General features: G+C 28.9%; 25 protein-coding genes. 20 read left to right on the top strand and 5 right to left on the bottom strand.

Features of this window, described 5'->3' with window-relative positions:
* Window positions 1-72: 72 nt before the first annotated feature.
* From ACWJJ2_RS01615 to spo0A, 11 genes are all read left to right on the top strand, one after another.
* Window positions 73-921 (top strand): bifunctional 5,10-methylenetetrahydrofolate dehydrogenase/5,10-methenyltetrahydrofolate cyclohydrolase, encoded by an 849-nt coding sequence (locus tag ACWJJ2_RS01615; RefSeq protein WP_216302508.1) that lies wholly within the window; start codon window positions 73-75, stop codon window positions 919-921.
* Window positions 911-2,116 carry an exodeoxyribonuclease VII large subunit gene (gene xseA, locus ACWJJ2_RS01620; RefSeq protein ID WP_216302509.1) on the top strand — a complete coding sequence of 402 codons (1,206 nt, stop codon included), beginning with the start codon at window positions 911-913 and terminating at the stop codon, window positions 2,114-2,116. The genes ACWJJ2_RS01615 and xseA overlap by 11 nt, the downstream gene beginning before the upstream one ends.
* Entirely contained in the window at window positions 2,116-2,349 is a 234-nt protein-coding gene (locus tag ACWJJ2_RS01625; RefSeq protein ID WP_216302510.1) for an exodeoxyribonuclease VII small subunit, read from the top strand. The genes xseA and ACWJJ2_RS01625 overlap by 1 nt, the downstream gene beginning before the upstream one ends.
* A 44-nt stretch (window positions 2,350-2,393) precedes the next feature.
* Complete coding sequence (locus ACWJJ2_RS01630) at window positions 2,394-3,266, top strand: polyprenyl synthetase family protein (RefSeq protein ID WP_216302557.1); 873 nt, start codon at window positions 2,394-2,396, stop codon at window positions 3,264-3,266.
* 157 nt (window positions 3,267-3,423) lie between these two features.
* The gene (dxs, locus tag ACWJJ2_RS01635) at window positions 3,424-5,286 is read left to right on the top strand and encodes a 1-deoxy-D-xylulose-5-phosphate synthase (RefSeq protein ID WP_462953749.1); all 1,863 of its coding nucleotides are present in this window, start codon (window positions 3,424-3,426) and stop codon (window positions 5,284-5,286) included.
* A gap of 35 nt (window positions 5,287-5,321) precedes the next feature.
* The gene (locus ACWJJ2_RS01640) at window positions 5,322-6,161 is read left to right on the top strand and encodes a TlyA family RNA methyltransferase (protein WP_216302512.1); all 840 of its coding nucleotides are present in this window, start codon (window positions 5,322-5,324) and stop codon (window positions 6,159-6,161) included.
* A gap of 31 nt (window positions 6,162-6,192) precedes the next feature.
* Window positions 6,193-7,074 carry an NAD(+)/NADH kinase gene (locus tag ACWJJ2_RS01645; RefSeq protein WP_165412070.1) on the top strand — a complete coding sequence of 294 codons (882 nt, stop codon included), beginning with the start codon at window positions 6,193-6,195 and terminating at the stop codon, window positions 7,072-7,074.
* Entirely contained in the window at window positions 7,043-7,495 is a 453-nt protein-coding gene (locus ACWJJ2_RS01650; protein WP_165412069.1) for an arginine repressor, read from the top strand. The genes ACWJJ2_RS01645 and ACWJJ2_RS01650 overlap by 32 nt, the downstream gene beginning before the upstream one ends.
* 11 nt (window positions 7,496-7,506) lie before the next feature.
* Window positions 7,507-9,195, top strand: a complete 1,689-nt coding sequence (gene recN, locus ACWJJ2_RS01655; RefSeq protein WP_216302513.1) for a DNA repair protein RecN — start codon at window positions 7,507-7,509, stop codon at window positions 9,193-9,195.
* Window positions 9,196-9,487: 292 nt separating this feature from the next.
* Window positions 9,488-10,717 (top strand): SpoIVB peptidase, encoded by a 1,230-nt coding sequence (spoIVB, locus tag ACWJJ2_RS01660; protein WP_216302514.1) that lies wholly within the window; start codon window positions 9,488-9,490, stop codon window positions 10,715-10,717.
* 205 nt (window positions 10,718-10,922) lie between these two features.
* Window positions 10,923-11,738, top strand: a complete 816-nt coding sequence (spo0A, locus tag ACWJJ2_RS01665; protein ID WP_165412066.1) for a sporulation transcription factor Spo0A — start codon at window positions 10,923-10,925, stop codon at window positions 11,736-11,738.
* A gap of 205 nt (window positions 11,739-11,943) precedes the next feature.
* Here spo0A and ACWJJ2_RS01670 read toward each other — a convergent pair whose 3' ends face one another.
* Window positions 11,944-12,756, bottom strand: coding sequence for a hypothetical protein (locus ACWJJ2_RS01670; protein WP_165412065.1), 813 nt, complete (start codon window positions 12,754-12,756; stop codon window positions 11,944-11,946).
* Window positions 12,757-13,055: 299 nt separating this feature from the next.
* Here ACWJJ2_RS01670 and spoIIM point away from each other — a divergent pair, with 299 nt between their 5' ends.
* The 6 genes from spoIIM to scpB all read left to right on the top strand — a co-directional run bounded on the left by spoIIM (window position 13,056) and on the right by scpB (window position 17,904).
* The gene (spoIIM, locus tag ACWJJ2_RS01675; RefSeq protein WP_165412064.1) at window positions 13,056-13,706 is read left to right on the top strand and encodes a stage II sporulation protein M; all 651 of its coding nucleotides are present in this window, start codon (window positions 13,056-13,058) and stop codon (window positions 13,704-13,706) included.
* Entirely contained in the window at window positions 13,703-13,930 is a 228-nt protein-coding gene (locus ACWJJ2_RS01680; RefSeq protein ID WP_220285920.1) for an endonuclease III, read from the top strand. Before spoIIM ends, ACWJJ2_RS01680 begins: the two co-directional genes overlap by 4 nt.
* A gap of 43 nt (window positions 13,931-13,973) precedes the next feature.
* Window positions 13,974-14,852 (top strand): tyrosine recombinase, encoded by an 879-nt coding sequence (locus ACWJJ2_RS01685; RefSeq protein ID WP_216302515.1) that lies wholly within the window; start codon window positions 13,974-13,976, stop codon window positions 14,850-14,852.
* Window positions 14,853-15,077: 225 nt separating this feature from the next.
* Window positions 15,078-16,259, top strand: coding sequence for a D-alanyl-D-alanine carboxypeptidase family protein (locus ACWJJ2_RS01690; RefSeq protein ID WP_216302516.1), 1,182 nt, complete (start codon window positions 15,078-15,080; stop codon window positions 16,257-16,259).
* A 303-nt stretch (window positions 16,260-16,562) separates the two neighbouring features.
* On the top strand, window positions 16,563-17,318 hold the full coding sequence (locus ACWJJ2_RS01695) for a segregation/condensation protein A (protein WP_216302517.1): 756 nt from the start codon (window positions 16,563-16,565) through the stop codon (window positions 17,316-17,318).
* Window positions 17,305-17,904 (top strand): SMC-Scp complex subunit ScpB, encoded by a 600-nt coding sequence (gene scpB / locus ACWJJ2_RS01700; protein ID WP_216302518.1) that lies wholly within the window; start codon window positions 17,305-17,307, stop codon window positions 17,902-17,904. Before ACWJJ2_RS01695 ends, scpB begins: the two co-directional genes overlap by 14 nt.
* Before the next feature lie 123 nt (window positions 17,905-18,027).
* On the opposite strand, the gene ytfJ is transcribed toward scpB, so the two are convergent.
* Both ytfJ and ACWJJ2_RS01710 read right to left on the bottom strand, forming a co-directional pair.
* A complete protein-coding gene (gene ytfJ, locus ACWJJ2_RS01705) occupies window positions 18,028-18,450 on the bottom strand; it encodes a GerW family sporulation protein (RefSeq protein ID WP_216302519.1) in 423 nt (140 codons plus the stop codon).
* Entirely contained in the window at window positions 18,443-19,015 is a 573-nt protein-coding gene (locus ACWJJ2_RS01710; RefSeq protein ID WP_216302520.1) for a DUF2953 domain-containing protein, read from the bottom strand. The genes ytfJ and ACWJJ2_RS01710 overlap by 8 nt, the downstream gene beginning before the upstream one ends.
* Window positions 19,016-19,114: 99 nt before the next feature.
* Here ACWJJ2_RS01710 and ACWJJ2_RS01715 point away from each other — a divergent pair, with 99 nt between their 5' ends.
* Window positions 19,115-20,245, top strand: coding sequence for a D-alanyl-D-alanine carboxypeptidase family protein (locus ACWJJ2_RS01715; RefSeq protein WP_216302521.1), 1,131 nt, complete (start codon window positions 19,115-19,117; stop codon window positions 20,243-20,245).
* A gap of 292 nt (window positions 20,246-20,537) precedes the next feature.
* On the opposite strand, the gene ACWJJ2_RS01720 is transcribed toward ACWJJ2_RS01715, so the two are convergent.
* The gene (locus ACWJJ2_RS01720; RefSeq protein ID WP_165414966.1) at window positions 20,538-22,130 is read right to left on the bottom strand and encodes a recombinase family protein; all 1,593 of its coding nucleotides are present in this window, start codon (window positions 22,128-22,130) and stop codon (window positions 20,538-20,540) included.
* Window positions 22,131-22,368: 238 nt separating this feature from the next.
* Here ACWJJ2_RS01720 and ACWJJ2_RS01725 point away from each other — a divergent pair, with 238 nt between their 5' ends.
* A complete protein-coding gene (locus ACWJJ2_RS01725; RefSeq protein WP_165414967.1) occupies window positions 22,369-22,521 on the top strand; it encodes a hypothetical protein in 153 nt (50 codons plus the stop codon).
* Between the two features lie 212 nt (window positions 22,522-22,733).
* The gene (locus tag ACWJJ2_RS01730; protein ID WP_165414968.1) at window positions 22,734-25,052 is read left to right on the top strand and encodes an ATP-dependent Clp protease ATP-binding subunit; all 2,319 of its coding nucleotides are present in this window, start codon (window positions 22,734-22,736) and stop codon (window positions 25,050-25,052) included.
* Window positions 25,053-25,100: 48 nt separating this feature from the next.
* Here ACWJJ2_RS01730 and ACWJJ2_RS01735 read toward each other — a convergent pair whose 3' ends face one another.
* Entirely contained in the window at window positions 25,101-25,787 is a 687-nt protein-coding gene (locus tag ACWJJ2_RS01735) for a phosphatase PAP2 family protein (protein ID WP_216302522.1), read from the bottom strand.
* Window positions 25,788-25,910 lie beyond the last annotated feature (123 nt).

Here is a 25,910-nt window from a genome sequence, read left to right on the forward strand (position 1 = left end):
AATTTTGAAAGCGTGTTAGAACTGTATTATAATAACTAGTATTTAAAAAACACATAACAAGGAGAGGATAATATGGGAATTAAAGTTAATGGCAAGGTGATAGTTGAAAAGTACAGAGATGAAATTAAATCAGTTATAAAAGGCGGTATTAGTAAGGGACTTAGGGTGCCATCAATTAAAACCATATTAGTAGGTGACGATGGAGGTAGCACGTCATATGTAAAAAGTCAGAATAACCTCTGCAATAAATTAGGTATATCTTATACTTGTATTCACTTGGATAAAGACGTTGATCAAAAAGATATTGTAGATATTATAGAAAAATTGAATGAAGATAATACTGTGGATGGTGTAATCATTCAATTGCCTTTACCGAAAAAGTTTAATGAGAAGGAAATCACTTCTAAAATTTCATATAAAAAGGATATTGATGGATTAAGTGATGTAAATATGGGCAGATTTTATAAGGGAGAGAAAAGTTTTATTCCTTGCACTGCTTTAGGAGTCATTGAAATGATTAAAAGTACTGGATGCGTTATTAAAGGGAAACATGCTGTTGTTATTGGTAGAAGTAATATTGTTGGAAAACCAGGAGCACAATTGCTACTTAATGAAGATGCAACAGTAACAATATGTCATTCTAAAACAACAAACTTAAAGGAAGTTTGCAAAACAGCAGATATAATAGTTGCCGCAATAGGTAAACCAGGTTTTGTAACAAGTGATTTTATTAAAGAAGGAGCAGTTGTTATAGATGTTGGGACAACAATGGTGAATAATAAAGTAACTGGGGATGTATCTTTTGATGATGTTATTAATCATGCAAGTTATGTTACACCAGTACCAGGTGGAACGGGACTAATGACTACGACAATGCTTATAAAAAATGCTTGCATGGCATGGAGGGATAATGTTTATTAAAGTATTAACAGTAACTGATCTTAATGGATATATTAAGAAAATAATAGACAGTGACTTTATATTAAAAAACTCAAATGTTAAAGGCGAACTATCTAATGTAAAATTGCATTCTAGCGGGCACATATATTTTTCATTAAAAGATGCATTTGGAAAGATAAATTGTGTAATGTTTAAATCGCAGGCTTTTAAACTTAAAATTGCACCTAGAGATGGCATGAATGTTATCATCAGTGGTAGGGTTTCTGTTTATGAAAAAGAGGGGTCTTATCAGCTTTATTGTGACTCCATGGAGCAGGATGGAGAAGGCCAGTTATATTTGACTTTTCAAAATCTAAAAGAGAAATTAGAGAAAAAAGGATTATTTGATAAAGAACACAAGAAAAGTATACCTTCATTTCCTACTAGAATAGGAATAATTACATCCCCAACAGGAGCTGCAGTTAAAGATATTATTAATGTTGCAACAAGACGTAACTTAAAGGTTAACATGCTTATATACCCAACAATTGTTCAAGGTGTAAATGCTAGCGAGAGTGTTGCGCAAGGTGTAAAATATTTTAATGAACTAAAAAATGTTGATTTAATCATTATTGCAAGAGGAGGAGGCTCAATTGAGGAGTTATGGGCATTCAATGAAGAAAATTTAGCAGTCACTATCTATAATTCTAAAATACCTATAATTACTGGAATTGGTCACGAAACGGATTTTACTATAGCAGATTTCGTAAGCGACCTTAGGGCGCCGACTCCATCGTCCGCAGCAGAAATTGCTGTGAGAAATTTAAAAGAGTTAAATAATGAAATTAAATCACTTAGAGAACTCTTACTAAAATCTGTGGAATTTAAGGTTAACAAAGAATATAATAAAGTTAATTTATTAAATAAAACTTTGAAAATAAATAGTCCTTTAAATTTTATAGTTAATCAATATATCCATATAGATAATTTAAAAGAAAATCTAAGTTACAGGTTTAATGCGAAAATTTCACTAGAAAAGCAGAAACTTTCCAAGTGCAATGCTCTTTTGCATGCTCATAACCCCTTAAATGTATTGAATAAGGGATATGCGATACTTCAAAACAATGAAAATGAAGTTATTAGTGAAATTAGTGATTTGAAAAATATAAAAGAGGTGAAAATTACATTAAAGGACGGTAGTGGTAGATTTAATGTAAGAAATTTGGAGGAGTTCTAATGGCAAAGAAAAAAGAATCTTACGAAAATATGATGGTTCGTCTTGAAGATATTGTAGACCTGATGAATGGGAATGAAGTTACGTTAGAACAAACTATGATTAATTATGAAGAAGGTATAAAAATCTGCAACAGTTTATACAAAATTTTAAATGATACAGAAGGTAAAATAAAGATATTAACAGCTGAAGGTGAAAGGGATTTTATGACTCTTGCGGAGGTCGTTAAAGATTAGATTACACTATATTATTTTTACAACCTATCATGAAAAGAAGGGATATAATGAATATAAAATTGCTAAAAGATGTAGTAGAACACTGGATAAATGATTATTTTGATAATAAACCAGAAATTGACAATAGAAATTTCGAATCGATGATTTATAGTATAAAAGTCGGTGGGAAAAGAGTCAGACCGATTTTAATGATTCTTACATACAATATGTACAAGGAAGATTATAGAGATATTTTACCTTTTGCAGCGGCCCTTGAAATGATTCATACATATTCCCTTATTCATGACGATCTGCCCAGTATGGATAACGATGATTTGCGCAGAGGGAAGCCTACAAATCACAAAATTTATGGAGAGGCAATTGCAATACTCGCAGGAGATGGATTATTAAATGAAGCTATGATTATAATGCTAAATCAATGTTTAGATGGAAGTTTAAATAAAATTAAGGCAAGTGCCTTCATAGCAAAAGCTTCTGGAGCTCAGGGGATGATAGCTGGACAAATCTGTGATATTTTAAGTGAAGGCATCGCAATATCAGAGGAAGAACTTCTGTATATGCATAGAAATAAAACTGGAGAACTAATTAAAGTAGCAATAATATGTGGTGCTATCTTAGGCAATGCCAGTGAAGAAGAGTTAAGTGAATTAAAAGAGTATGGTGACAAATTAGGTTTGGCATTTCAAATTAAGGATGATATATTAGATGTAATTGGAGATGTTAGTGTTTTAGGTAAAAATGTAAAAAGCGACGAGTGTAATAATAAAACTACTTTTATAACCATGTATGGTTTGGAAAAATGTAAGGAAAAGTGTAATGATTTAAGCGAAGAGTGTTTTGAGATATTAAAAAATCTTAAGGTGAATACAAAGTATTTAGAAGAAATGACGGAATTTTTATTAAAAAGGGAATATTGAAAATTTACTAATATTCTTTGATTAATGAACTACACCTTAAATGTCATTAAATTGTATTTTAAGTCGAAACAGCTTTTGAATTAAATATTATTATATGATATAATATCTCCATAAATGTGGGTATGATAATATAATTAATAAAAGAGGATAGATGTATATGAGTAAAATTTTAGATGATTTTAATGACATAAATTCAGTGAAAAAAATGTCTATACAAGAGTTGAATGTTTTTGCAGGAGAAATTAGAAGTTTTCTAATTGAAAAAGTATCTAAAACTGGAGGACATTTAGCTTCTAATTTAGGTGTAGTAGAATTAACATTAAGTTTATACAATGTTTTTAATTTTGATAAAGACAAATTAATATGGGATGTGGGTCACCAATCTTATGTACATAAAATTCTTACAGGAAGAAAAGATAAATTTGATGCACTTAGAAATTTCGGTGGATTAAGTGGTTTTCCTAAAAAAGAAGAAAGCAAATATGATATATTTGAATCAGGACATAGTAGTACTTCTATTTCTGCAGGGTTGGGCATTGCAAGGGCTAGAGATTTACAAAAGGAAGATTATAACGTTATTTCGGTAATAGGTGATGGTGCACTTACAGGAGGTATGTCTTTTGAGGCATTAAATGATATAGGCTTTAGGAAAACTAAAATGATTATTGTGCTTAATGATAATCAAATGTCTATTTCTAAAAATGTTGGAGGCATGTCTAAGTACCTAAGCCAATTTAGAATTGACCCAACTTATAATAGAATAAAAAAAGAAATAAATTCTACGCTTAGAAAAATTCCTAGCGTAGGAGACGGTATGGTTAGTTCAATTCAAAAGATTAAAAATGGAATTAAGCAGGTTATTGTGCCAGGGATGCTCTTTGAGCATATGGGTATTAAATATTTAGGACCTATAGATGGACATGATATTAAAGAGGTAAGCAAGGTATTGAAGCTAGCTAAAGAAATAGACGGACCAGTGATTATTCATGTTATAACTAAAAAGGGCAAGGGTTATAAATTTGCTGAAAACCAGCCACGTAAATACCATAGCGTAGGTCCATTTAACCCCTTAATTGGAGAGCTATGTGGTAGTTCTAAGAAAAGTTACTCTGATGGATTTGGGGAGCAGATTGTAAGCCTTGCAAAGGAGAACAAAAATATAGTGGCAATAACAGCTGCCATGCCTGAGGGTACTGGCCTAGAAATGTTTTCAAAACAGTTTCCTAATAGATTTTTTGATGTAGGAATTGCGGAGCAACATGCAGTTACTATGGCAGCAGGAATGGCATCGCAAGGTTTAAAACCTATTTTTGCGGTTTACTCAACTTTTCTTCAGAGAGCTTATGACCAAATTGTACATGATGTATGCATTCAAAAGTTACCTGTTATTTTTGCTATAGATAGAGCGGGCATTGTTGGAGCCGATGGAGAAACACATCAAGGAGTATTTGATTTATCATATTTATCTCATATTCCCAATATGACAATTATGGCTCCAAAATGTATAAGTGAATTGAAGTCAATGTTAACTTTTGCAGTTAAACAAGATTACCCAATTGCTATAAGATACCCAAGGGGTGGGGATAATTGCAATGTTAAAATGTCTCCTATTGAAAACTTTAAGAGGGGGAAATGGGAAACCCTTTTAGGCGGAGGAAAAATAGCCTTTATAGCTACAGGTAAAATGGTTCAAAATGCTATATTGGTTAGAGAAAAATTAAACAATATGGGAATAGAAGCTACTGTAATTAATGCGTGTTTTATTAAACCTATTGATAAAGAACTACTTTTAGAGCTAGTGAATAAAAAATATTCTTTAGTAACTATAGAGGATAATCTTGTGCATGGGGGATTAGGTTCTTTAGTACTAGAATATGTGAATTCACTTACGACAAAAACAAGGGTCATTAATTTAGGATTTAAAGATGAGTTTATTCCTCACGGAACAGTTGACATACTGTATAAATTACATAAACTAGATGTAGATGGAATTTTTGAAAGTATTTTAGGGTTAGTTTAAATAATGCACTTTAGTGGAGTCTTAAGGAGTTTTTTATGTTAGAAGATAAACAAAGATTAGATGTTCTTGTAGTTAAAAGGGGAGTTCTATTTTCAAGAGAAAGAGCAAAGGAAAATATAATTTCCGGAAATATATTTGTGGATGGTATTATGACTACTAAATGTGGGAAAAAAGTAGATATATCATCTAGTATTGAATTCATAGGAGAAGATATTCCTTATGTAAGCAGGGGTGGATTAAAGCTTCAAAAGGCTATAAATTCTTTCGATATTGAACTTAAAGATAAAGTTTGCCTAGATATAGGCGCATCTACAGGCGGGTTTACAGATTGCATGCTTCAACATGGAGCATGCAAGGTATACGCTATAGATGTTGGAACAAATCAGTTAGGTGATAAATTGAGAGGCGACGTGCGAGTAGTATCCATGGAAAATACAAACATAAGATATTTAAATGTAGATAGTATAGGAGAACTTGCCGATTTTGCAAGTATTGATGTATCATTTATATCCCTGGAAAAAGTTATTCCCAATTTACTTAACCTATTAAAAAATGATGGTAGCGTTGTAGCACTATTAAAGCCACAATTTGAAGTAGGGGTAGGCATCGTAAATAAAAAAGGTGTGGTTAAAAAACCTAGTGAACATGTAAAGGTAATAGTTAGAGTTTTAAACTTTCTGAGATGTCTAGATGTAAAGGTTATTAATGTTAATTACTCATCGATAAAAGGACCTAATGGGAATATTGAATATTTAATTTATTTTACAAAATCTAAAGAGAACTATGTGAATTATATTGAAGATAATATAACTCACATAGTTAGTGAAGCTCATAAAGATTTAAATAGGGTAAGCGAGGATAAAAATAATAGTTGATATATGATATAGAAGGCGGCAAGGAGGGAATATGAAAAAAATTGGCATTAATATAAATACAACTAAGGATGAAGATGGGAAAATAAGTAAGTATGTAAAAAATATTATTAGTAAGTATATAGATGATACTAACATATTTGTATTTAAAGATTCCATTGGCCTTGAAAATATAAAATATAACGATTTAGATATTATTATTGCTTTAGGTGGAGATGGAACTATTTTAAGAACATCGCGAAATTTAAACAACTCTAATATCCCAATTTTAGGTGTGAATATAGGCAATTTGGGATTTCTTTCTAGTGTGGAGTTACTAGAGTTTGAAAATGCTATGAAAAGATTTAGTGAAGATGATTATTATGTAGAAGACAGAATGATGCTTAATTGCACTTTGCCATATCGAGATAAAACTGAAGAATATACTGCTTTAAATGATATAATTGTATCAAAGGGAACACTAGCGAGAGTTGTTAAATATGAATTACACATAGATAATAAGTTTTACATTGAGTTTACAGGGGATGGGCTTATAATATCTACGCCAACAGGGTCTACAGCATATTCATTATCTGCAGGAGGGCCTATAATTTATCCTAACTTAGATGTTATAGCTGTAACTCCTATTTGCCCATTATCTTTATATATGAGAACTATAGTGCTGGACTGTAAAAGTGAAATATCTATAAATATAAAAAGTGAACATGAAAGCATATTTTTGACATTAGATGGACAACGGGCAATAAAGCTAAATAACTATGAGAAAATATTAGTAAGTGTTTCAAATAAGAAGTGTAGATTGGTTAAATTTAATGATTATAATTATTTTGAAATTTTGAGAAAAAAAATAATTTCTAGAACAATGGATTGTGAGGGAGAAAAAAATGAAGATTTCACGTCATGCAAAAGTAATTGAGATTATCCAAGCTAATGAGATTGAAACTCAGGAGCAGTTAGCAGAAGAACTAAAAAACAATGGATTTGATATTACTCAAGCAACTGTATCGAGAGACATAAAGGAATTGAAATTAATTAAGGTTATGAATGCACATGGAAGTCACAAGTATGCAACTAGTTCTCCGGCAGATACCTTTTTATCAAATAAATTGGTTAATATTTTTTCTCAAACAGTTCTTTATGTTGACCATGTAGATAATTTTATAGTATTAAAAACGATTTCTGGAGCTGGAGCTGCTGCTGCTGAAGCTTTAGATTCTTTAAAGTTCAATGGTATTGTAGGTACTATAGCTGGAGATAATACTATATTTATTTTAGTTAGAAAAGAAGAAGAGACAAAAGAGATAATCCAAAAAATTAAAAAAATGATTAGTGAATAGGAGGAGGTAGTATGCTCCTACAATTAAATATTAACAATTTTGCCCTAATTGAAAAGTTAAGTATTAATTTTGAAAAAGGATTTAATGTCCTTTCTGGTGAAACAGGAGCGGGAAAATCAATTTTAATTGATGCTATAAATTATGTATTAGGGGGTAAATTCAATAAGAACTTAATCAGGACAGGTGAAAACAAAACTTATGTTGAGGCAATATTTAGCATTGATACTAAAAATAACAAAAATGCTTTAGATGAGATGGATATTGATTATGAGGACATGGTATTTATAAGTCGCGAAACTTTTCAATCTGGGAAAAGTATTGCAAAAGTTAATGGTAAATCATTGCTACTCTCAAAGGTTAAGTATATTAGTAAAAATTTATTGGATATTCATGGTCAACATGATAATCATAATTTATTAGATAAAGTCAATCATATATTTTATGTGGATTCCTTTGGAACTGATAAAATTCATAAGGTTCTTGTGGGATATAATGAGAAATATGTAAGAATGACTACAATCAAAAATAGAATTAATAAACTTGAAGGAAATGAAGGACAGCGAGAAAAAAGAATCGATTTCTTGAATTACCAGTTAGAAGAAATTAAAAGCGCCAATCTCAAAATTGGTGAAGACCAGGATCTTTTAGAAAAATATGCAATCATTAGCAATGCAGAAAATTTGGAAAAACATTTATCAAAAAGTTATGCATTATTAGATACCAGTGATGAGGAAAATACTTCGGTTTTTTATAATTTAGCTATGGCTATTAGGGAATTAAGAAGTATAGAAAAGCACATGGAAAAAATAAAATTAATTGCAGACTCTATAGAAGAAAGCTATTTTAATATAGAGGAAAATATTACGGATTTAAGAAACTTAAAAGAGACAATTTATTATGATGAAAAAGAATTAGAGTATATGAATAGTCGAATAAGCCTGATTAACACTTGTAAGAAGAAGTATGCACCTACCATTGAGGAAATTTATGAATATAAAGAAAAAATCCAAATTGAATATGAAGAATTAATTAATAGTAGTGATATAATCATTGTTCTTAAAAAAGAAAAAATAGCTCTTGAGCGTGAAATGAAAATTATAGCAGATCAGATTCATGAAATTAGATCTGATACAGCAAAAAAACTCCAAGGTAAAATAAAAGATGAATTAAATTATATTGGCCTTGAAAAAAGTGAGTTCTACATAGAAGTAAAACTCGTAAATGAATTTTATGAAAATGGCTGTGATAAAGTTCAATTTTGTATATCTACTAATCCTGGAGAACCACTAAATCCATTAGAAAATATTGTGTCTGGTGGGGAATTATCACGTATAATGCTTGCACTCAAAACTGTATTCGTTAATAAGGATGAAATACCTACTGTTATATTTGATGAAATAGACACTGGTATTAGTGGTAGAATCGCGCAATGTGTTGCAGAAAAGATGTATTCAATATCATTAAACCATCAAATCCTTTGTGTAACACATTTGCCCCAAATAGCTAGTATGGCAGATACAAATTATTTAATATCTAAAAATGTTTTAAAAAATAAAACTTATACCAATGTTATAAAAATGAATGATGAAGAAAAGCAACAAGAAATAGCTAGAATGATTGGTGGTACACAGGTTACTAAATTAACCTTGGAAAATTCTAAAGAAATGATAAATATGGCAAAGAAACAAAAAAAATATTAATTTTGTTTTTTAGGTTAGCATAGTTATAAAAATAGGTTAATAGGGAAAAGTAAAGTCATAATTTTATGGCTTTATTTTTTTCGTTTTTTTTAACCTAAAGTATAAAGCCTCTAAGTTTGTATAATTAATAAAAATGTAAAAATAATTGCAATAGAGGGTAATTTTTTTAATTTAGTATAAATTAGTTTTGAATCTATGTCTTTGACTATTTTTGAATTAATGTTATAGCATAATATGGAGAATTCGAGGGTAACTTAAAGTTATAAATATAAGAGAAAAGGAGGTAAAGCTTATGAAGAAAAGGTTAAATATAATATGTTGGATTATAACACCTTTAGTAGTAATAATTGCTTTAAGTGCGTATCTTAAAGTCCAAAATAAAATTGTTGCAGCATATGATAGACCAATGGAAACATTATATTCTAACAAACTTGTAAAAGTAAAAGACGATAAAGACATTATTCTTAATAAACCAGATATAAATAATAAAAAGAAAAATGAGAAAAAAGTTAATTTAGAAAATAGCTTAGAAGTTGAATCAACATTTATAAAAGACAAATCAGATTTAATGGTTTATCCAGGAGGACAACCAATTGGTGTTAAATTGAATACTAAAGGTGTTTTAGTAGTAGCTTTATCTGATATTCAAGGTATAAATGGTAAAACACCAAGTCCTGCCGCAAATGCAGGTGTACAAATAGGTGATAGTATAATAAGTATAAATAATGTTGAAATAAATCATGCAGAAGATGTAATAAGATTTATAAATAAAGAAAAAAATACAGAACTCACTCTTAAATTACAACGTAAAAATGATTTAACATTTTTTCAAGTTAAAATTAAACCAACTATTGATTCAGAAGATGGAAAACAAAAAATTGGTTTATGGGTACGCGACTCAACTGCTGGTGTAGGAACATTAACGTTATATGATGATAAAACTAAAAAATTTGCTGCGTTAGGTCATCCTATTACAGATGCTGATGCCGGAACAATATTGAATGTTAATAATGGTGTAATTATATCATCTAATATTGTATCAGTAAAAAAAGGAACAAGAGGAACTCCAGGAGAGTTAAGAGGACTTTTCATAGATGAAAGCAAAATAAAAGGTCAAATAACCAAAAATACTGAATGTGGTATATTTGGAGAAGGAACTAAAAGTCTTATAAATAATAAATTTAGTAAACCTATGAAAATAGGACTAAGAAATGAAATTAAAGAAGGAAAAGCTCAAATTTTAACCACTATAAATGGTAGTGAACCACAATTGTTTCAAATAGAAATTCAGAAACTATTACCTCAAAATAAATCCGGATCGAAAAGTATGGTCATTAAAATTACAGATCCTAGGCTTCTAGAAAAAACTGGCGGCATAGTGCAAGGTATGAGTGGTAGTCCAATAATTCAGAATGATAAGATTATTGGTGCGGTAACCCATGTTTTAATTAATAAACCTGATTTAGGATATGGAATATATATAGAATGGATGTTGAAAGATGCAGGTATTTTATCAAATTAACTAGCATTATTTAAAAAAAGGGGTTAAAATAGATATTAAGCAATAAAGGATAGCGGATGCTATCCTTTATTTTATAAAAAATGATAAATAATGATAAATAATTATTTATTTGTAAATTTTCTTAATATAAGAAGGAATTGTAATTCTTTTGTCGAATTAATATTTGTTAAGATATGGGAATTTATTTATAAAGGGGAGTTATAATATGGAAGAAGCTAGAATTAGTGTGCTTATTGCAGATGATAATAAAGAATTTTGCAATATTTTAAATGATTATTTATTAAGCCAAAGAGATATTATGGTTACAGGTATTGCAAAAGATGGAATAGAAGCTCTTAAGTTAATAAAAGAGAGAAAGCCTGATTTGGTAGTATTAGACATAATAATGCCACATTTAGATGGTCTTGGGGTACTAGAAAGATTGGGTAGTATGGACCTTGAACCAATACCAAAAATAATAGTATTATCTGCAGTTGGACAAGATAAGATTACACAAAGAGCTATTGCATTGGGAGCAGATTATTATGTAGTAAAACCATTTGATATGGAAGTTTTTACAAAGAGAATAAGACAAATGTTTAATAATACAATTTCAAGTGATAACAGCAAAAAATCAATATCTTTTATTGATACATCTGAAACTAGAAAAAGTAATCATAACGAACCAATGGATTTAGAAGCTGAAATTACAAATATAATTCATGAAATTGGCGTTCCAGCTCATATTAAGGGATACATGTATCTAAGAGAAGCAATCACTATGGTAGTTAATGATATTGAACTTCTATCCGCAGTGACGAAGGAATTATACCCATCTATTGCTAAAAAATTCAACACAACTGCTAGTAGGGTAGAAAGAGCAATAAGGCATGCTATAGAAGTAGCATGGGGACGTGGTCAAGTTGAAACAATAAATAAAATATTTGGTTATACCATACATAATGCTAAAGGTAAACCAACCAATAGTGAATTTATAGCTATGGTAGCCGATAAGTTAAGATTACAAAACAGGGTTTCTTAGCCTTATATAACGACGGTTTCAGACCGGTTTGTTTTTTATCGAAGTTAATTATTTAGTTAATATTGAGTTATAAACCAAAAACTAATAGACTTATTCATTTATTAAGTAAATGAATAAGTTTATTTTTATGGAAATAATTGATACTCATAAAATGTAGTAGATTAGCCAATAGTTTCATAGGGGATTTTGATATAGAAATATGAGTTTATTTTTTGAAAATCATACTTCTTATTATATAAATTCTATTCGGAGAAGCGTATCCCATAGCTAAATAGGACTTTCCATATTCTAAAGCAAAAGTTAAACCCTCACTTTCTCCTGGGTTATTAAAATGATAAGTTGCAATTATTATACCTTCATAATTTAATATTGTAATCTTATTATTTGTATATAAATAAATGTATTTGCCATCTGTTTCTAAGCCTTGTGGAACACCTTGCGTAGCAATATTAAAAGTATTTATTACATTCATGTTGGCTAAATTTATAATAGTAAATGTTGGATTACCAATATCAGCTCCACTTGAAATGGTATGGAGTATTAAATAATCATGGACATTATCTATAGCAAGTAAGGCTGATGTTCCCAAACGTTCATAGCTTAAATTACTTAATATTGTACTTGTAGTATAATCAACAACATAAATATGAGTTAAATTAGTTCCTCCACCATTAGCAATATAAATTTTGTTTGTTTTGGTTCTATATCCAAGTTCAGCACAATGGCCTACAGACATAGATGCTGTTTCACATATTTTCTTTCCTGACATATCATATTTAATTATTTTCCCGTTTCCAGCTCCTAAATCAAAGCCACAATAAAAATGTCCATCAAAAAATGTTAATCCTTGAAAATTTTTAGTGGATGGAATACGAAATAGTAATTCATATTGAAATTTTTCTGTTTTATTATTCGGAGATATTCTGTCATTTTTAATAGCAAATGTTAAATTATTATCGAAAGTATTAATAGATAAGGCCAAGGCACACACGCATAAGTATCTTCTATAAGTTTTCAATTTAATAACACCTACCTTTTATTTTATAGTATGTTTATAATCATAAATTTTAATGCTAGCGATTTCTGGGACATGGCAAAAAAATATTCACTTATGTAGTAAAGTAAATTAAATTAAATATGCATATAACCATCTTTGATATCATAAATATGAATTAAGTTATAATATTGCAGCACCGCAGGTGATAATTTAATTCATATAAGGGGGATTTTAGCATACATATAACGTAAGTGAATTTTAACAATATATTATGAATAGCTAAAAAACAAGCAGAATGATCAACAAAAGGGGGAAAAATTATGTCATCTAATACTTTAATGGGAAACATAAACAAACATATACAAGAAAATTTTTGGCTATATATTATAAGTATTCTTTGCGTATTTACAGGTATAATTTTAGGAATCTACAGTGTGAAGTACATGGGGGATTTTGAACGAAATGATTTAGTAAATTACTTGATGAATTTTATTGATCCTTCAAATACAAGTGGGATTAGTTATAAATTAATATTTTTACAATCGATTAAAAATAATCTGCCTGTGATTATTTTTCTTTGGTTTTTAGGTTTAACTATTGTCGGGATACCAATAATTATAATTATTGATTTATTGAAAGGATTTACAGTTGGATTTACCTTTAGCTTTATGATTAGCGGCCTAGGAAAGAATGGCATTGGTATAGCAATACTAGGGGTGATACCTCAGAATTTAATTTATATTCCATGCATTATTTTTGCATCTGTAGTATCAATGGAATTTTCTATAATGCTACTTAAGAGTAAGTTCAATAAACAATGGACAAGTAGTTTATCTAGCAGAATAATATATTATAGTGCAATATTCATTGTAATAATAATTTTCTTGTTTATAGGGATAATTATAGAATCTTATATTGCACCGCATTTTGTTAAAAATCTTATTAATAATTTGGGAGCAGTAAGCAAATGAAGCATAAGGATGTATTGCACTTTATAATGTTAACAATAAAATGTTTTGTGATTTTACTAGTAATTGGAATTTACTTGCCTAAAGCTGTGGATTACTTGCTTCAAAATTTAATTAATAATACAAAAATCTACAAAAATAGTGTTGTAGTTTACAAATTAGTTGATAATAATTATAAATTAATTTATAATTATATTCTTACATTTTATTTATTCTTTAGAGTATAATGTATGTATATATTAATATTCTCTATAATATGGGAGATACATTATGAATGATTTATTAAAAATCTATAGCGATAATTTAAAAAACAATAAACTAACGAGAAATACTATTGAAGCTTACACTCGAGATGTTAAACGTTTTATTGAATTTATAGAATATAAAAATGAAAGTATAAAAACGGTTGATTGCATAACAATAATGGCATATTCTGAGTATCTTAGAAAAGAAGGTCGTGCAAATAGTTCCATAGCAAGAAGTATAGTTTCCATCAGAAATTACTATAAATATCTTATTAAAAACGATTTTGCAGAACATGACCCAACAGCCTATTTTTCAATTGCAAAAATTAAACGAAATATACCTCAAATTCTATCTATCGAGGAGATAGATGAATTATTAAATCAACCAGAAGAGTCAACGATTAAAGGATGTAGAGATAAAGCAATGCTAGAATTAATGTATGCTACAGGCATAAAGGTTTCAGAACTTTTAAGTTTAACAACATATGATATTAATTTAGAATTGCTATACATAAGGTGCAATAATGGTAAGAAAAATGAAAGAATAATTCCTATTGGTACCCAGGCGGTTAGATGTCTATCGCAGTATTTAAAGACAAGATCTATTATAAACTTAAATAATTTAAGTTTACTCTTTTTAAATATAAAAGGGGATAAAATGACAAGGCAAGGCTATTGGAAAATTATTAAAGAGTATGCTAAAAAGACTAATATTAAAAAAGCTATAAATTCTTATACAATAAGACATTCATTTGCTGTGCATTTATTGCAAAATGGCGCTGGTATAGCCTCAGTTCAAGAACTATTAGGTCATAATAGTATGTCTACAACTCAAATTTACTCAACTATAGTTAAAAAGAGCAAAATTGCTGAAATTTATAAGAATACTCATCCTAGAGCATAAGATAAATGATTTAACTACAATGTAGAATTTAAATAGAATATAGAAAAATCCGCTTTCACTAATTATGAAGGCGGGTTTTTATTTTTGTTTTTAACTATAATAATTTTTTTATTTTATTATAAATAAATAGTGATAATATTAATGCAAATTGGTAAAAATAATGTTATGAATTTTAATCAACGCAGACATTTTTGTCTAGCGAAAAGTAATAAGAGGAGGATACATATGAAAAGGAACTTTAGGAACGTATTATGTTTAATTTTAACGTTGATTTTTACAACACAGTTTTTCTGTCTGCCAGCTAAGGCAGAAGGAGAAAATAAGGATGATAAAGGAATTGTAGTAGAAGCAAAGTCAGCACTACTAATGGAACCATCCACTGGCAAAATAATATATGAAAAAAATTCTCATGAGAGATTTGCACCAGCATCAGTAACTAAAATAATGACTATGTTATTAGCTATGGAGGCCATAGATTCTGGTAAGATTAAATTACAAGATAAGATAACCGTAAGTGAAAACTCGAAAAAAATGGGTGGAAGTAGTATGATTCTTGAAACTGGTGAAATTAGAACCGTGGAAGAAATTTTAAAAGGGATTGCCATTGCATCAGGAAATGATGCAGCAGTGGCAATGGCAGAATATCTAGGTGGCAGTGAAGGTGCTTTTGTAAATATGATGAATGAAAGAGCAAAAAGTCTTAATATGAAAGATACTGCTTTCAAAAACTGCACTGGTCTAAGTGCAGTAGGGCATTTTACAACTGCCTATGATATTTCAATTATGTCTAGAGCGCTATTAAAACATCCTAAAATATTAAAATATTCGGGAACCTACATGGAAACTATTTCTGAGGGCAGAAAGTCACCTATAGGTCTTGTAAATCATAATAAGCTTGTTAGATTCTTTGCTGGATGTGATGGACTCAAGACTGGATTTACAAATGAGGCAATGTATTGTATGTCTGCGACTGCAACACGAAGCAATGTAAGGATGCTTGCAATAATTATGGGTGCGCCAACTTACACAAAAAGAAATAGAGATGCTAGCATGTTAATGAATTACGGATTTACAAAATTTGAGACGAAAAAAGTAATAGCAAAAGATCAAGGATTAGAAAAAGTAATTTTAAATAAGAAAGGTGATAAGTTCCTAATAGCTAAAGCACATAAAGATTTCCTTATAACCCTTGAAAAAGGTAATAAAAATAAAATAACTAAAAAATTTGTTATGAAGGAAGGTTTGAAAGAGTATAAAAAGGATGTCGCAATTGGATTTTGTGAAATATATGTCGATAATAAGTTAAGTGGTAAGATTGTTATTTACAGCGATAGGGATATAAAAAAATCTAGAGTGTGGGATAATATTAAAAATAACTTTACAGACTTATTTGATAAGGCGATTTAACAAAACTTTATAGTAGTGTTTACAGATTTATGTAGATATAAAAATATAGCTTCTGGGCAATAAATTATTTGCTTAGAAGCTAAGTTTTTATAAAATATTATACTTTAGGAATTAAAATGTCAGACTTAATTGGGAATATTATAAATATTAAAGGACTTGAAAAGTGTAATATGAAATAAAACAAGCTAGTAAATTGACTAGTTATTTTTCCAAAGATGAATTATACTTAGAATAGACTTGATATAAAGAAATCAAAGTAAAACTTATATTTCTTTAAAATTATTTATTTAGGAGAGAGTGTACATGCCATTAAGTATAAAGGTAACTAATTTTGAAGGCCCATTTGACTTGTTATTACATCTTATTAAGAAAAATGAGATGAACATATATGATATCAATATTGTTGAAATCACAAATCAGTATTTGGGGTGTCTTAAAAGTATGAAGGAAATGGATTTAGAGGTGACATCAGAATTCATAGTTATAGCCGCAACTTTAATTGAAATTAAATCGAAATATTTGTTGCCTAAAAATAAAGAGGATCATAGCGAAGAAGAAGAAATTGATGTAGAAAAGGAATTGCTAAATAAATTGATAGAATATAGAAAATATAAAACTATAGCTGAAAATTTAAAGGTGTTGGAACAGGGTACAGGTATAATGATTAGTAAAAAACCAGAAATAATTGAAGAGGATAATGAAAACACTAAGGAAATGGATTTTTTGAAAAATATTACAATGCTTGATTTGTACAATTCATACAATAATTTAATGCAAGTATATATAAATAAAATGAATACTGATAATATTATAAATAAAAAAATCCTATTAGATGAATATAAAATAGAAGATAAAATGGAGGAATTAAAAAGAGAGCTTGAATGTTTTGGAAAAATTCATTTTACAAAGTTAATATATGGATATTCATCAAAGTTAGAAATTATTGTTACGTTTCTAGCATTACTTGAGCTTATAAAGATTAGAAGTGTGATAGTAATTCAAGAAAGTAATTTTAAAGATATATATTTAGAAAGGGTAAATGAATATGAACGAATTTAACACTAAACAATTAGAGATTGAAGAAGTTTCTACTAAAAATATATATTTTTCTATTATAGAATCATTGTTGTTTGTTGCCGGTGAATCATTAAAGCTAACTGAAATAGCGAATATATTAGAATGTAGCATTGGTTTCACAAGAGAATTAACAAATGAATTAAGAGCAAAATATGAAGAAGAGCAAAGAGGAATTAAAATTATAGTAACTAATGATGAATACCAATTTGTTACAAAATCTTGCAATAGTGAATATGTACAAAAGCTATTAAAGACAAGTATTAGACAATCTTTATCTCAAGCGTCTATTGAAACTTTAGCAATAATTGCGTACAAGCAACCCATAACCAGAGTGGAAATCGAGGAGATAAGAGGAGTTAAGAGCGATAGAGCAATTTATACATTGTCAGATAAAAAATTAATTAAAGAAACTGGACGAAAAAATGTTCCGGGAAGACCAATTATTTATGCAACCACGGATGAATTTCTTAAACATTTTGATTTTCAGAGTCTAAATGAAATGCCTTCTTTAGAGGAGATTAACAAAGGAAAAGTACAACAAAATATTGATAGCAATCAAACTGAGTAGATATTTTTTGAAGGCAACTGATGTATACACTTATTAACCCCACTATAATAAAATTTCCAGTGGAAAATTCTTATTATGGTGGGGTTAATATTTTTAATATATAATTTGAACAATTAAGAGAAGTTATTCAGAATACTTATCGCTATCTTCGCATTCTGTATTCTTATCACAACTATCTTTAAACATACCCTTAATAATATCGATAACCTGTGGTACAGTATCAACGATTTTATCATATGTATTTTGCTGATCTACAGGCAATAGTCTTACTGAATCGTTTTTAACAACTAAAAATGCAACGGGCTTAACAGTGACTCCAGCTCCAGAACCACCACCAAAAGGATAGTTATTACTTGAGTCAGAAGACGTAACACTATTGAATTCACTACCTCCAGATGCAAAACCAAAACATACTCTTGAAATAGGGATAATTGTAGTCCCATCTAATGATTGGATAGGTTCTCCTACAATGGTATTCACATCTATCATATCTTTTATGCTTTCCATCGTGCTCCTCATCAAATTTTCAATTGGATGATTATCCATGTATATTTCCTCCTTTATATTTTTTTATATTCATTTTGTTATGTTTTATGGTTATAAGGCAAATTAACATAATAAATGCTATATAAGTAATTTTTGCTAAATTGACGTAAATTATACTCGAAATTTCTATAACAAAATCATTTTTTTTAAAATGAGGGTTAACTTTAAGATCAATATTTTTAACTTTTACAAAATCTGTTAATATTAAATACAAAAAACTATAAGTTGAATGAATTAAGCCAAATAAAATAGCGACCAATGCAGCATCATCAAATCCATATTCTAGTTTAGTATTTAAAGTTAATGTTGGTTTGAATTTTAATTTCTTAATTTTATAGGTAATTAATTTTATATCGCTTAAAATTAAAGACTTAAAGAAATTTTCTTTTAGGCTACCTTTTAAATCATTTTTATTACCATTTTTTAAAACTTTTTTAACCTTTAATTTCTTATTATAAATGTAAATTCCCAAAATTTTGTTTGAGTACTTAAGGGTTATTTTTAAATGGATTGGAAATAATATAATTATTATAGTTAAAAGAAATACTATTATACATTTAAACATCTTAACCTCCCAATCTATCTAATAACTGGTATTATGTCCAATAATTTATAAAAATATCAACTTGTGTATATAATATTCAAATTTAAGAGAGGTGAAATAATGAGAAAAAATTTTAAAGTATATTTATCATTATGTTTAAGTTTGTTTTTTCTATTTTCGTCATTTGTTGAAAATGTTTTTGCAGAGGATTTATATGTTAATGCTATAAGTGCTATAGCAATAGATGCTGATTCGAAAATTGTTTTATATGAAAAAAATGCATATACACCAATTGAAATTGCAAGTACTACAAAAATACTAACGGCGCTTGTAGCAATAAAATGTGGAGATTTAAACAAGAAAATAATTGTATCAGAGAAAGCAGCATCTATACGCGGTTCAGAAATAGGATTAAAAAAAGGAGAGGAAGTAACCTTAAAAGAATTGTTGTATGGACTCTTGTTGAGATCTGGAAATGACGCCGCAATTGCAATTGCTGAAGGAATTAGTGGAAGTGTTGATGAGTTTTCAAAGCTTATGAATGAGTATGCTTTAGAAATTGGATTATTGAATAGCAACTTTGAGTCTCCTCACGGGTTAGACAGTGCAAATCACTATTCTACAGCGTATGATTTAGCCTTAGTTACTGCAAAGGCAAAAGAAATTAAATTTTTTAATGATATAGTAGGATCTAAAGATGTGGATGGTAAACAGAATAACTTTACTAGAAGTTACCACAATATAAATAAAATTTTATATCTTTTACCAAATTCAACAGGAGTAAAAACAGGATCTACTGGAAAGGCAGGTAAATGTTTAGTAACTTCTGTTAAAATTCAAAATAGAGATGTTATTATAATTACACTAAATTGTACACCTAGATGGAAGGAAACTGAGAAAATAAGTAAGTATGTTGAAAAAAATTATGAATACAAAAAAATAATCAGTAAAAATGACATTTTAGAACATCTAAGCATAAAAGACGGAGTGGGTAATGTTGAAATAGTAAGTAAAAGAGATATTATAATTCCAGTAAAAAACAATCAAAAAATAGAAGTCAAAATTAGAAAGCCACTAAATGAGATTTATGCCCCAATACATGAAGGGGAAGAGGTTGGTAGGATAGATGTATATGCAAATAATAAACTCTTATTTACAGAAGCCTTAGTGGCTAAAAATTCTATAAAAAAGAAAAATAAGGTTAGACAAGAATTTGATAAAATTAAAGATTTAATTATACCTAACAAATAAGAGAGAATATAAGTCTCTCTCTTATTTGTTAGAAAACTTTAACAGTGTACAAATACAATTTCTGGTTATTTTTCAAGGTGATTCATTGATAATAATGATTTATATAATTTAGATTTTTCTAATATGTGGGAATGATTAATTATGAATATTAAATTTAAGTTGTAACAAATTTCACAATTTCAAATATTTTAATAGTATAGTACTTTAGGAGGTTAGAATGATGAGTTATGAACCCTACGATTGCATTGATGTAGGAAGTGAATTTTGTCCTTGCCACACTAAACTGCGATAATCAGTTTAGTGTTTTAATTTTTACAATGCCTCTAGCGCCATCCCAGTATATTGAGTTTACAATATTATTAATTAATAAGCGTTTGTTATTAAAATCTAAGATATCCATTATTGATGAAAAGCTATTTGAAGAATTTAAAAATTTATCGACAATCGGATTATTATTTTTAAATTTATAGGAAGTAGAGGCTAAGTCTTTATATTTAACACTTAATTTTTCTAATTCAATTCCTAATTTGTAAATTTGAGGCCTTATATATTTGGATATTTCATTGTCCAAAGATAATTGATTTACTAGAATATCTATTTGATCTTGTTTTATATTTATTTGTGATGATAAACTCTCTATTTCAGATTGTACCAAATTAGTTTTTGATAGTTCGGATTTTATTTTATTTAACTCCTCTAATAAAATATTTCTTGAAATTGTGATATTTTTTAAATTATCTATAACTACCTTTTCGAGTTCATCTACGCGTACATTAGGATTATTACATCGCTCGCCTTTTGAATAATCTTTAGTACTACAAACATAATACTGGATTTTTTTATTAGTTGTTGCACTAATATGACCATGTTTAACAATCATACTTTTACCACATTTAGAACATTTTAAAATTCCGGTAAGTAATGCTGCTGCAGAGGTTCCGAGCCGTGGTGCCTTGTTTTTATTATCATCTAATATTTGTTGAACCTTAAGCCAATTGAAAGCATCAATAATTCCTTCGTGTTTAGAAATAGCAGCTATCCATTCAGTTATATCTCGTTTAATCCTAGCACCTTTACTCTTATTATAAGTTATAATACCTTGTTTATCATTAGCTTTTCCCATTACATTCATGCCAATAAGCTGAAGGTGATTCATAACAGCTTCATTTGCTCTAACGTAAAGGGGGTTTCTTAATATAAGTTGAATCCTTTTCTTATTAAAGTCAGCGCCGTTTTTTGTTTTAATATTCTTTTTAAAGATGAAAATAAAAACCTGGCTAATAGATTTATACTGTAGATATTTATCATAAATAATTTTTACTACATCTAATTCCTTTTTTATGGGTGATAATGTATACATAGATTTTTCTCTAAATTCACCATCCAAATAGGATAGTTTTCTACTTTCATACCCCAAAGGGGTTTGACCTCCTAACCATCTTCCACTTTTAGCGAGTTCTAACATATTGTCACGAACCCTTTCACCAATAGTTTCACGTTCTAGCTGCGCAAAAACAGATGCAATATACATCATGGCACGACCCATAGGGGTTGATGTATCAAACTGTTCATTAACACTTATAAAGCTAATGTGTAAACTATCTAATTCATTTATAAGAGTAGTAAAATCAGAGATATTCCTACTAATTCTATCCAGTCTATAACAAATTAGTACATGAAATTTTTTTTCCCTTGCATCAATGAGCATTTTTTGAAACTGAGGCCTTTTGATATTTTTTCCTGAAAAACCTTCGTCCTCATATATTATAAATTTTTCGATTTCTAAATGATTACATTCATGTTTACATAATTCAATTTGGTTAATTATCGATTCGCCTTTTCCTGTGATTTTTGATTTTCTGGAGTATATAGCGGCAATTTTCAATTTATTACTCCTTAATAATTGATTTATAAAATTTATAAAAGCTTATATAAGCATTATAAATAATTATGATATATTCTATAAACTATAATTTCTTCACAAAATAAAGATATGTATTTTAGAAAAATAATATTACGTAATCATGTATATAATTAAATATATATAGGTATATACATGATTACGTAACACTAAGGTTTAAAGATGCATACTATAATATAATAGTTTATTTGGAGGATTATAAATGAAAGTTAATTCTACAATTGTTTTAGAATTAAATAAAAAAGAAGTAGAACTCTTGGATGAGCAGTATACAAGGACTGTTGCGAAAATAATAGCTTCAGAGCTTACGTTACAAGAAATGAACGAATTAATAGAAAAGTTAATGATTAGCTAAGATATTTCAAATTGCAGGAAAAACAGCACTACAATAAAAAGGAATATATGTATAATAGTAGAATAAAATAGAAAAGTAAAAGAGTTAAAATAATAAGGAGCAGTTATTCTATTAATGAGAAATAAACAATCAGAATATATCGAACAAATTCTATTGAAAGATGATATACTGTTATAATATTGTATACAACATAAAATATGGAGATGATTTATATGAAGTTATGTGAAATATGTAAAAAAAATATTGCAATGATATTAACATCAAGAATTGAGAATGGAAAAACCGAAACTATAGGATTATGCATAGAGTGTGCTAAAAAAAGGGGTATTCCAGTTATGGATCAATTAGTGCAACAAGCTGGATTATCCTCAGAGGATATTGAAAACTTAAATGAACAAATGGGTAATATGTTCAAAAATATGAATTTAGAGGATATAGATCTTGAGGATTTAAATGCTCCCAATATGGATATTGAGAATGGTGATAAAAAAAAGACCATTGGTAATATTTTTAATGGATTATTTTCACCTGTTGATGAAAATAGTGATTTTATAGAGGATGAAGGTCAAATCTCATCAAAGATTAAAGAAACAGCTGAAGATAAATCAAAAAAGAATTGGTTTAAAAAGAAGCGAAAGAATTTAGATACATATGGTATAAATCTAACTAACAAAGCAAATCAAAATGGCGTCGACAAGGTTGTTGGACGGGATAAAGAAATCGATAGAGTGGTACAGATTTTAAATAGGAGAAGCAAAAATAATCCAATATTAATTGGAGAAGCAGGTGTTGGTAAAACAGCTATTGCAGAAGGGTTAGCTGTAAGAATTGTAGAAAAACAAGTTCCAGAAAAATTATTTAATGCGGAAGTTTACCTGCTTGATTTAACTGCGGTGGTTGCAGGTACACAATTTAGAGGGCAATTTGAAAGCCGCATGAAGTCAATTATTGAAGAAGCTAAGGAAAATGGAAATATAATATTAGTTATTGATGAGGTGCACAATATTATGGGTGCTGGTGAGGTTCAGGGGGGTGCAATGAATGCAGCAAATATTTTGAAGCCAGCTTTGGCCAAGGGGGAAATACAAGTTATTGGAGTTACTACATTGGAGGAATATAGAAAATATATAGAAAAAGACGCAGCACTCGCGAGAAGATTTCAGCCAGTCCTAGTTGAGGAACCTAGTATAGCTGAGACAATAGAAATTTTAAAAGGAATAAGAGGCTACTATGAAGAATACCATAAAGTTAAAATATCTGATGAAGTAATTGAAGAAGTTGTAAATTTATCTGAAAGATACATAACAGAAAGATTTCTGCCAGATAAAGCCATTGATGTTATTGATGAGGCCGGTTCTAGAGCTAATTTAAAAAATAAAGGTCTTGTCGAACTTGCAGAATTAAAAGAGGAATCAGAAAAAATTCAAAATGGAAAGAAGGAAGCTGAGGTTGCCGGAAATTTTGAAAAGGCTGCAGAATATAGGATGAAGCTATGCAAAGTAAAAGAAGATATTAACGAAACTCAAGAAAAATATAGTGATGTTCAAATTACTCTAGAGGATATTGCTTTTGTGATTGAGTCATGGACTAGAATTCCAATTAAAAAAATTACAGAAAAAGAAGCGAAAAAGCTATTAAATTTGGAAGGTAGGCTACACAAACGAGTTATAGGTCAAAATGAAGCTATTATAAGCTTATCTAGAGCAATTAGGCGGAATCGTTCCGGATTTAGAAAAAAGAAAAAGCCATCTTCTTTTATTTTTGTAGGACCAACAGGAGTTGGAAAAACAGAGCTAGTTAAAGCACTATCTTGTGAGCTTTTTGGAAGTGAGGAGTCATTAATTCGTATAGATATGTCTGAATACATGGAAAAACATACAGTTTCGAAGCTAATTGGTGCACCACCAGGGTATATAGGATATGATCAGGGTGGACAATTAACTGAAAAAGTCAGAAGAAAGCCATATTCAGTGATTCTTTTAGATGAAATTGAAAAGGCTCATCCGGATGTATTTAATATGCTGCTTCAAATTCTTGAAGATGGAATACTAACAGATAGTCAAGGCAGAACTGTTTCCTTTGAAAACACTGTAATAATAATGACGTCTAATGCAGGTACTAAGTTTAATTCAGGTAATATTGGTTTTGTTCAAGGTGATTATGATATCTTAGAATCACGTGTAAAGGACGCTTTAAAAGAAACATTTAGACCAGAATTTTTAAATAGAGTAGATGAGATTATTGTATTTACCACTCTTAAAAAGGAAGAGCTACGTAAAATAGTAGATTTAATGATGATGGAAGTAATAGGAGAGGTAAAGGAAAAGAAAATTACAGTGCATGTTTCAGAAGATGTAAAGGACTTTATATTAGAAAAAGGATACGATGATAAATACGGTGCAAGGCCACTTCGAAGAACTATTCAAAAATACATTGAAGATGAAATTGCAGAGCATTATCTTGAGAATAAATTTAGTGAAGGATCAAATATATCCATAGAATTAAAAGATGACAAAATTGTTATAATATAAAGTTAAAAAGCTGCTGAAAATTATTCAGCAGCTTTTGATTTAGCAGTATTATTGTTCAATATCTTGTTTTGTGAAGGTATAAACTTTTTTGGAATTATAAAGTTTGTAATGTTCTTCTACATAAATGATTGAAGTGAATATCACATTACATAAGAATATTGCGAAAAAAATATCCATTATTACGTGTTGTTTAACAAATTCAGTGGATATAATAATGAGAAATCCTAAGATATTAACTGGAATTTTAATACGTTTTCTAGCATTAGCAGCGTTAATCCCTTTAACAGCTAGGTATGCAGTAATTACATGGATGCTTGGAAAACAATTATATGGTCCATCAGAATTATAGGTAAATAAAATCAGCTTCGAGAATATATCATCCCCTGTAACAATAGGCCTTGGAACAGTTGTTTGAAAAAAGTAATAAGTGACAAAAGCAACAACATAACATAGGACTAAAGTAAGCATAATCCTATAATAAACTTTTCTGTTCTTAAAGCATAAATAAATAAAACAAAATGCTAAGAAAAACCACAAAGTCATATAAGGTATTATAAAAATTTTTATAAGTGGTAAAGATCTATCTAAATCAGTAGTTAGATCATAAACTCCTCTTTGAGTATTATTTAATGTCCAATAGAATAAATTGGAAAAAGGAACAGAACCAATAAGTAATAATGGCAATAATTTTTTTAAAAGAGCTTTCAAATAATCAGTCCTTTCTTCAATGACCATTTTAACGGAAAATAACAATAATTTCAATGATTTTTGTAAAAAGTTTTTATGAATATTATGTAATTAATATGAAAATTAAGTGATTGTATGTATATAAGTATAGACTTGATTAAAAGAATATCG

Source organism: Clostridium sp. CM039 (assembly GCF_055081075.1).

Excerpts from the sequence above, each read along its gene's own strand:
- ACWJJ2_RS01625 (WP_216302510.1), top strand. The coding sequence starts at position 2,116 with ATGGCAAAGAAAAAAGAATCTTACGAAAATATGATGGTTCGTCTTGAA.
- ACWJJ2_RS01710 (WP_216302520.1), bottom strand. The coding sequence starts at position 19,015 with ATGTTTAAATGTATAATAGTATTTCTTTTAACTATAATAATTATATTA.
- ACWJJ2_RS01715 (WP_216302521.1), top strand. The coding sequence starts at position 19,115 with ATGAGAAAAAATTTTAAAGTATATTTATCATTATGTTTAAGTTTGTTT.
- scpB (WP_216302518.1), top strand. The coding sequence starts at position 17,305 with ATGAACGAATTTAACACTAAACAATTAGAGATTGAAGAAGTTTCTACT.
- ACWJJ2_RS01730 (WP_165414968.1), top strand. The coding sequence starts at position 22,734 with ATGAAGTTATGTGAAATATGTAAAAAAAATATTGCAATGATATTAACA.
- ACWJJ2_RS01615 (WP_216302508.1), top strand. The coding sequence starts at position 73 with ATGGGAATTAAAGTTAATGGCAAGGTGATAGTTGAAAAGTACAGAGAT.
- spo0A (WP_165412066.1), top strand. The coding sequence starts at position 10,923 with ATGGAAGAAGCTAGAATTAGTGTGCTTATTGCAGATGATAATAAAGAA.
- recN (WP_216302513.1), top strand. The coding sequence starts at position 7,507 with ATGCTCCTACAATTAAATATTAACAATTTTGCCCTAATTGAAAAGTTA.
- ACWJJ2_RS01650 (WP_165412069.1), top strand. The coding sequence starts at position 7,043 with ATGAAGATTTCACGTCATGCAAAAGTAATTGAGATTATCCAAGCTAAT.
- ACWJJ2_RS01645 (WP_165412070.1), top strand. The coding sequence starts at position 6,193 with ATGAAAAAAATTGGCATTAATATAAATACAACTAAGGATGAAGATGGG.
- spoIIM (WP_165412064.1), top strand. The coding sequence starts at position 13,056 with ATGTCATCTAATACTTTAATGGGAAACATAAACAAACATATACAAGAA.
- ACWJJ2_RS01680 (WP_220285920.1), top strand. The coding sequence starts at position 13,703 with ATGAAGCATAAGGATGTATTGCACTTTATAATGTTAACAATAAAATGT.
- xseA (WP_216302509.1), top strand. The coding sequence starts at position 911 with ATGTTTATTAAAGTATTAACAGTAACTGATCTTAATGGATATATTAAG.
- ACWJJ2_RS01640 (WP_216302512.1), top strand. The coding sequence starts at position 5,322 with ATGTTAGAAGATAAACAAAGATTAGATGTTCTTGTAGTTAAAAGGGGA.
- ACWJJ2_RS01685 (WP_216302515.1), top strand. The coding sequence starts at position 13,974 with ATGAATGATTTATTAAAAATCTATAGCGATAATTTAAAAAACAATAAA.
- ACWJJ2_RS01735 (WP_216302522.1), bottom strand. The coding sequence starts at position 25,787 with ATGGTCATTGAAGAAAGGACTGATTATTTGAAAGCTCTTTTAAAAAAA.
- ytfJ (WP_216302519.1), bottom strand. The coding sequence starts at position 18,450 with ATGGATAATCATCCAATTGAAAATTTGATGAGGAGCACGATGGAAAGC.
- ACWJJ2_RS01725 (WP_165414967.1), top strand. The coding sequence starts at position 22,369 with ATGAAAGTTAATTCTACAATTGTTTTAGAATTAAATAAAAAAGAAGTA.
- ACWJJ2_RS01690 (WP_216302516.1), top strand. The coding sequence starts at position 15,078 with ATGAAAAGGAACTTTAGGAACGTATTATGTTTAATTTTAACGTTGATT.
- ACWJJ2_RS01695 (WP_216302517.1), top strand. The coding sequence starts at position 16,563 with ATGCCATTAAGTATAAAGGTAACTAATTTTGAAGGCCCATTTGACTTG.
- spoIVB (WP_216302514.1), top strand. The coding sequence starts at position 9,488 with ATGAAGAAAAGGTTAAATATAATATGTTGGATTATAACACCTTTAGTA.
- dxs (WP_462953749.1), top strand. The coding sequence starts at position 3,424 with ATGAGTAAAATTTTAGATGATTTTAATGACATAAATTCAGTGAAAAAA.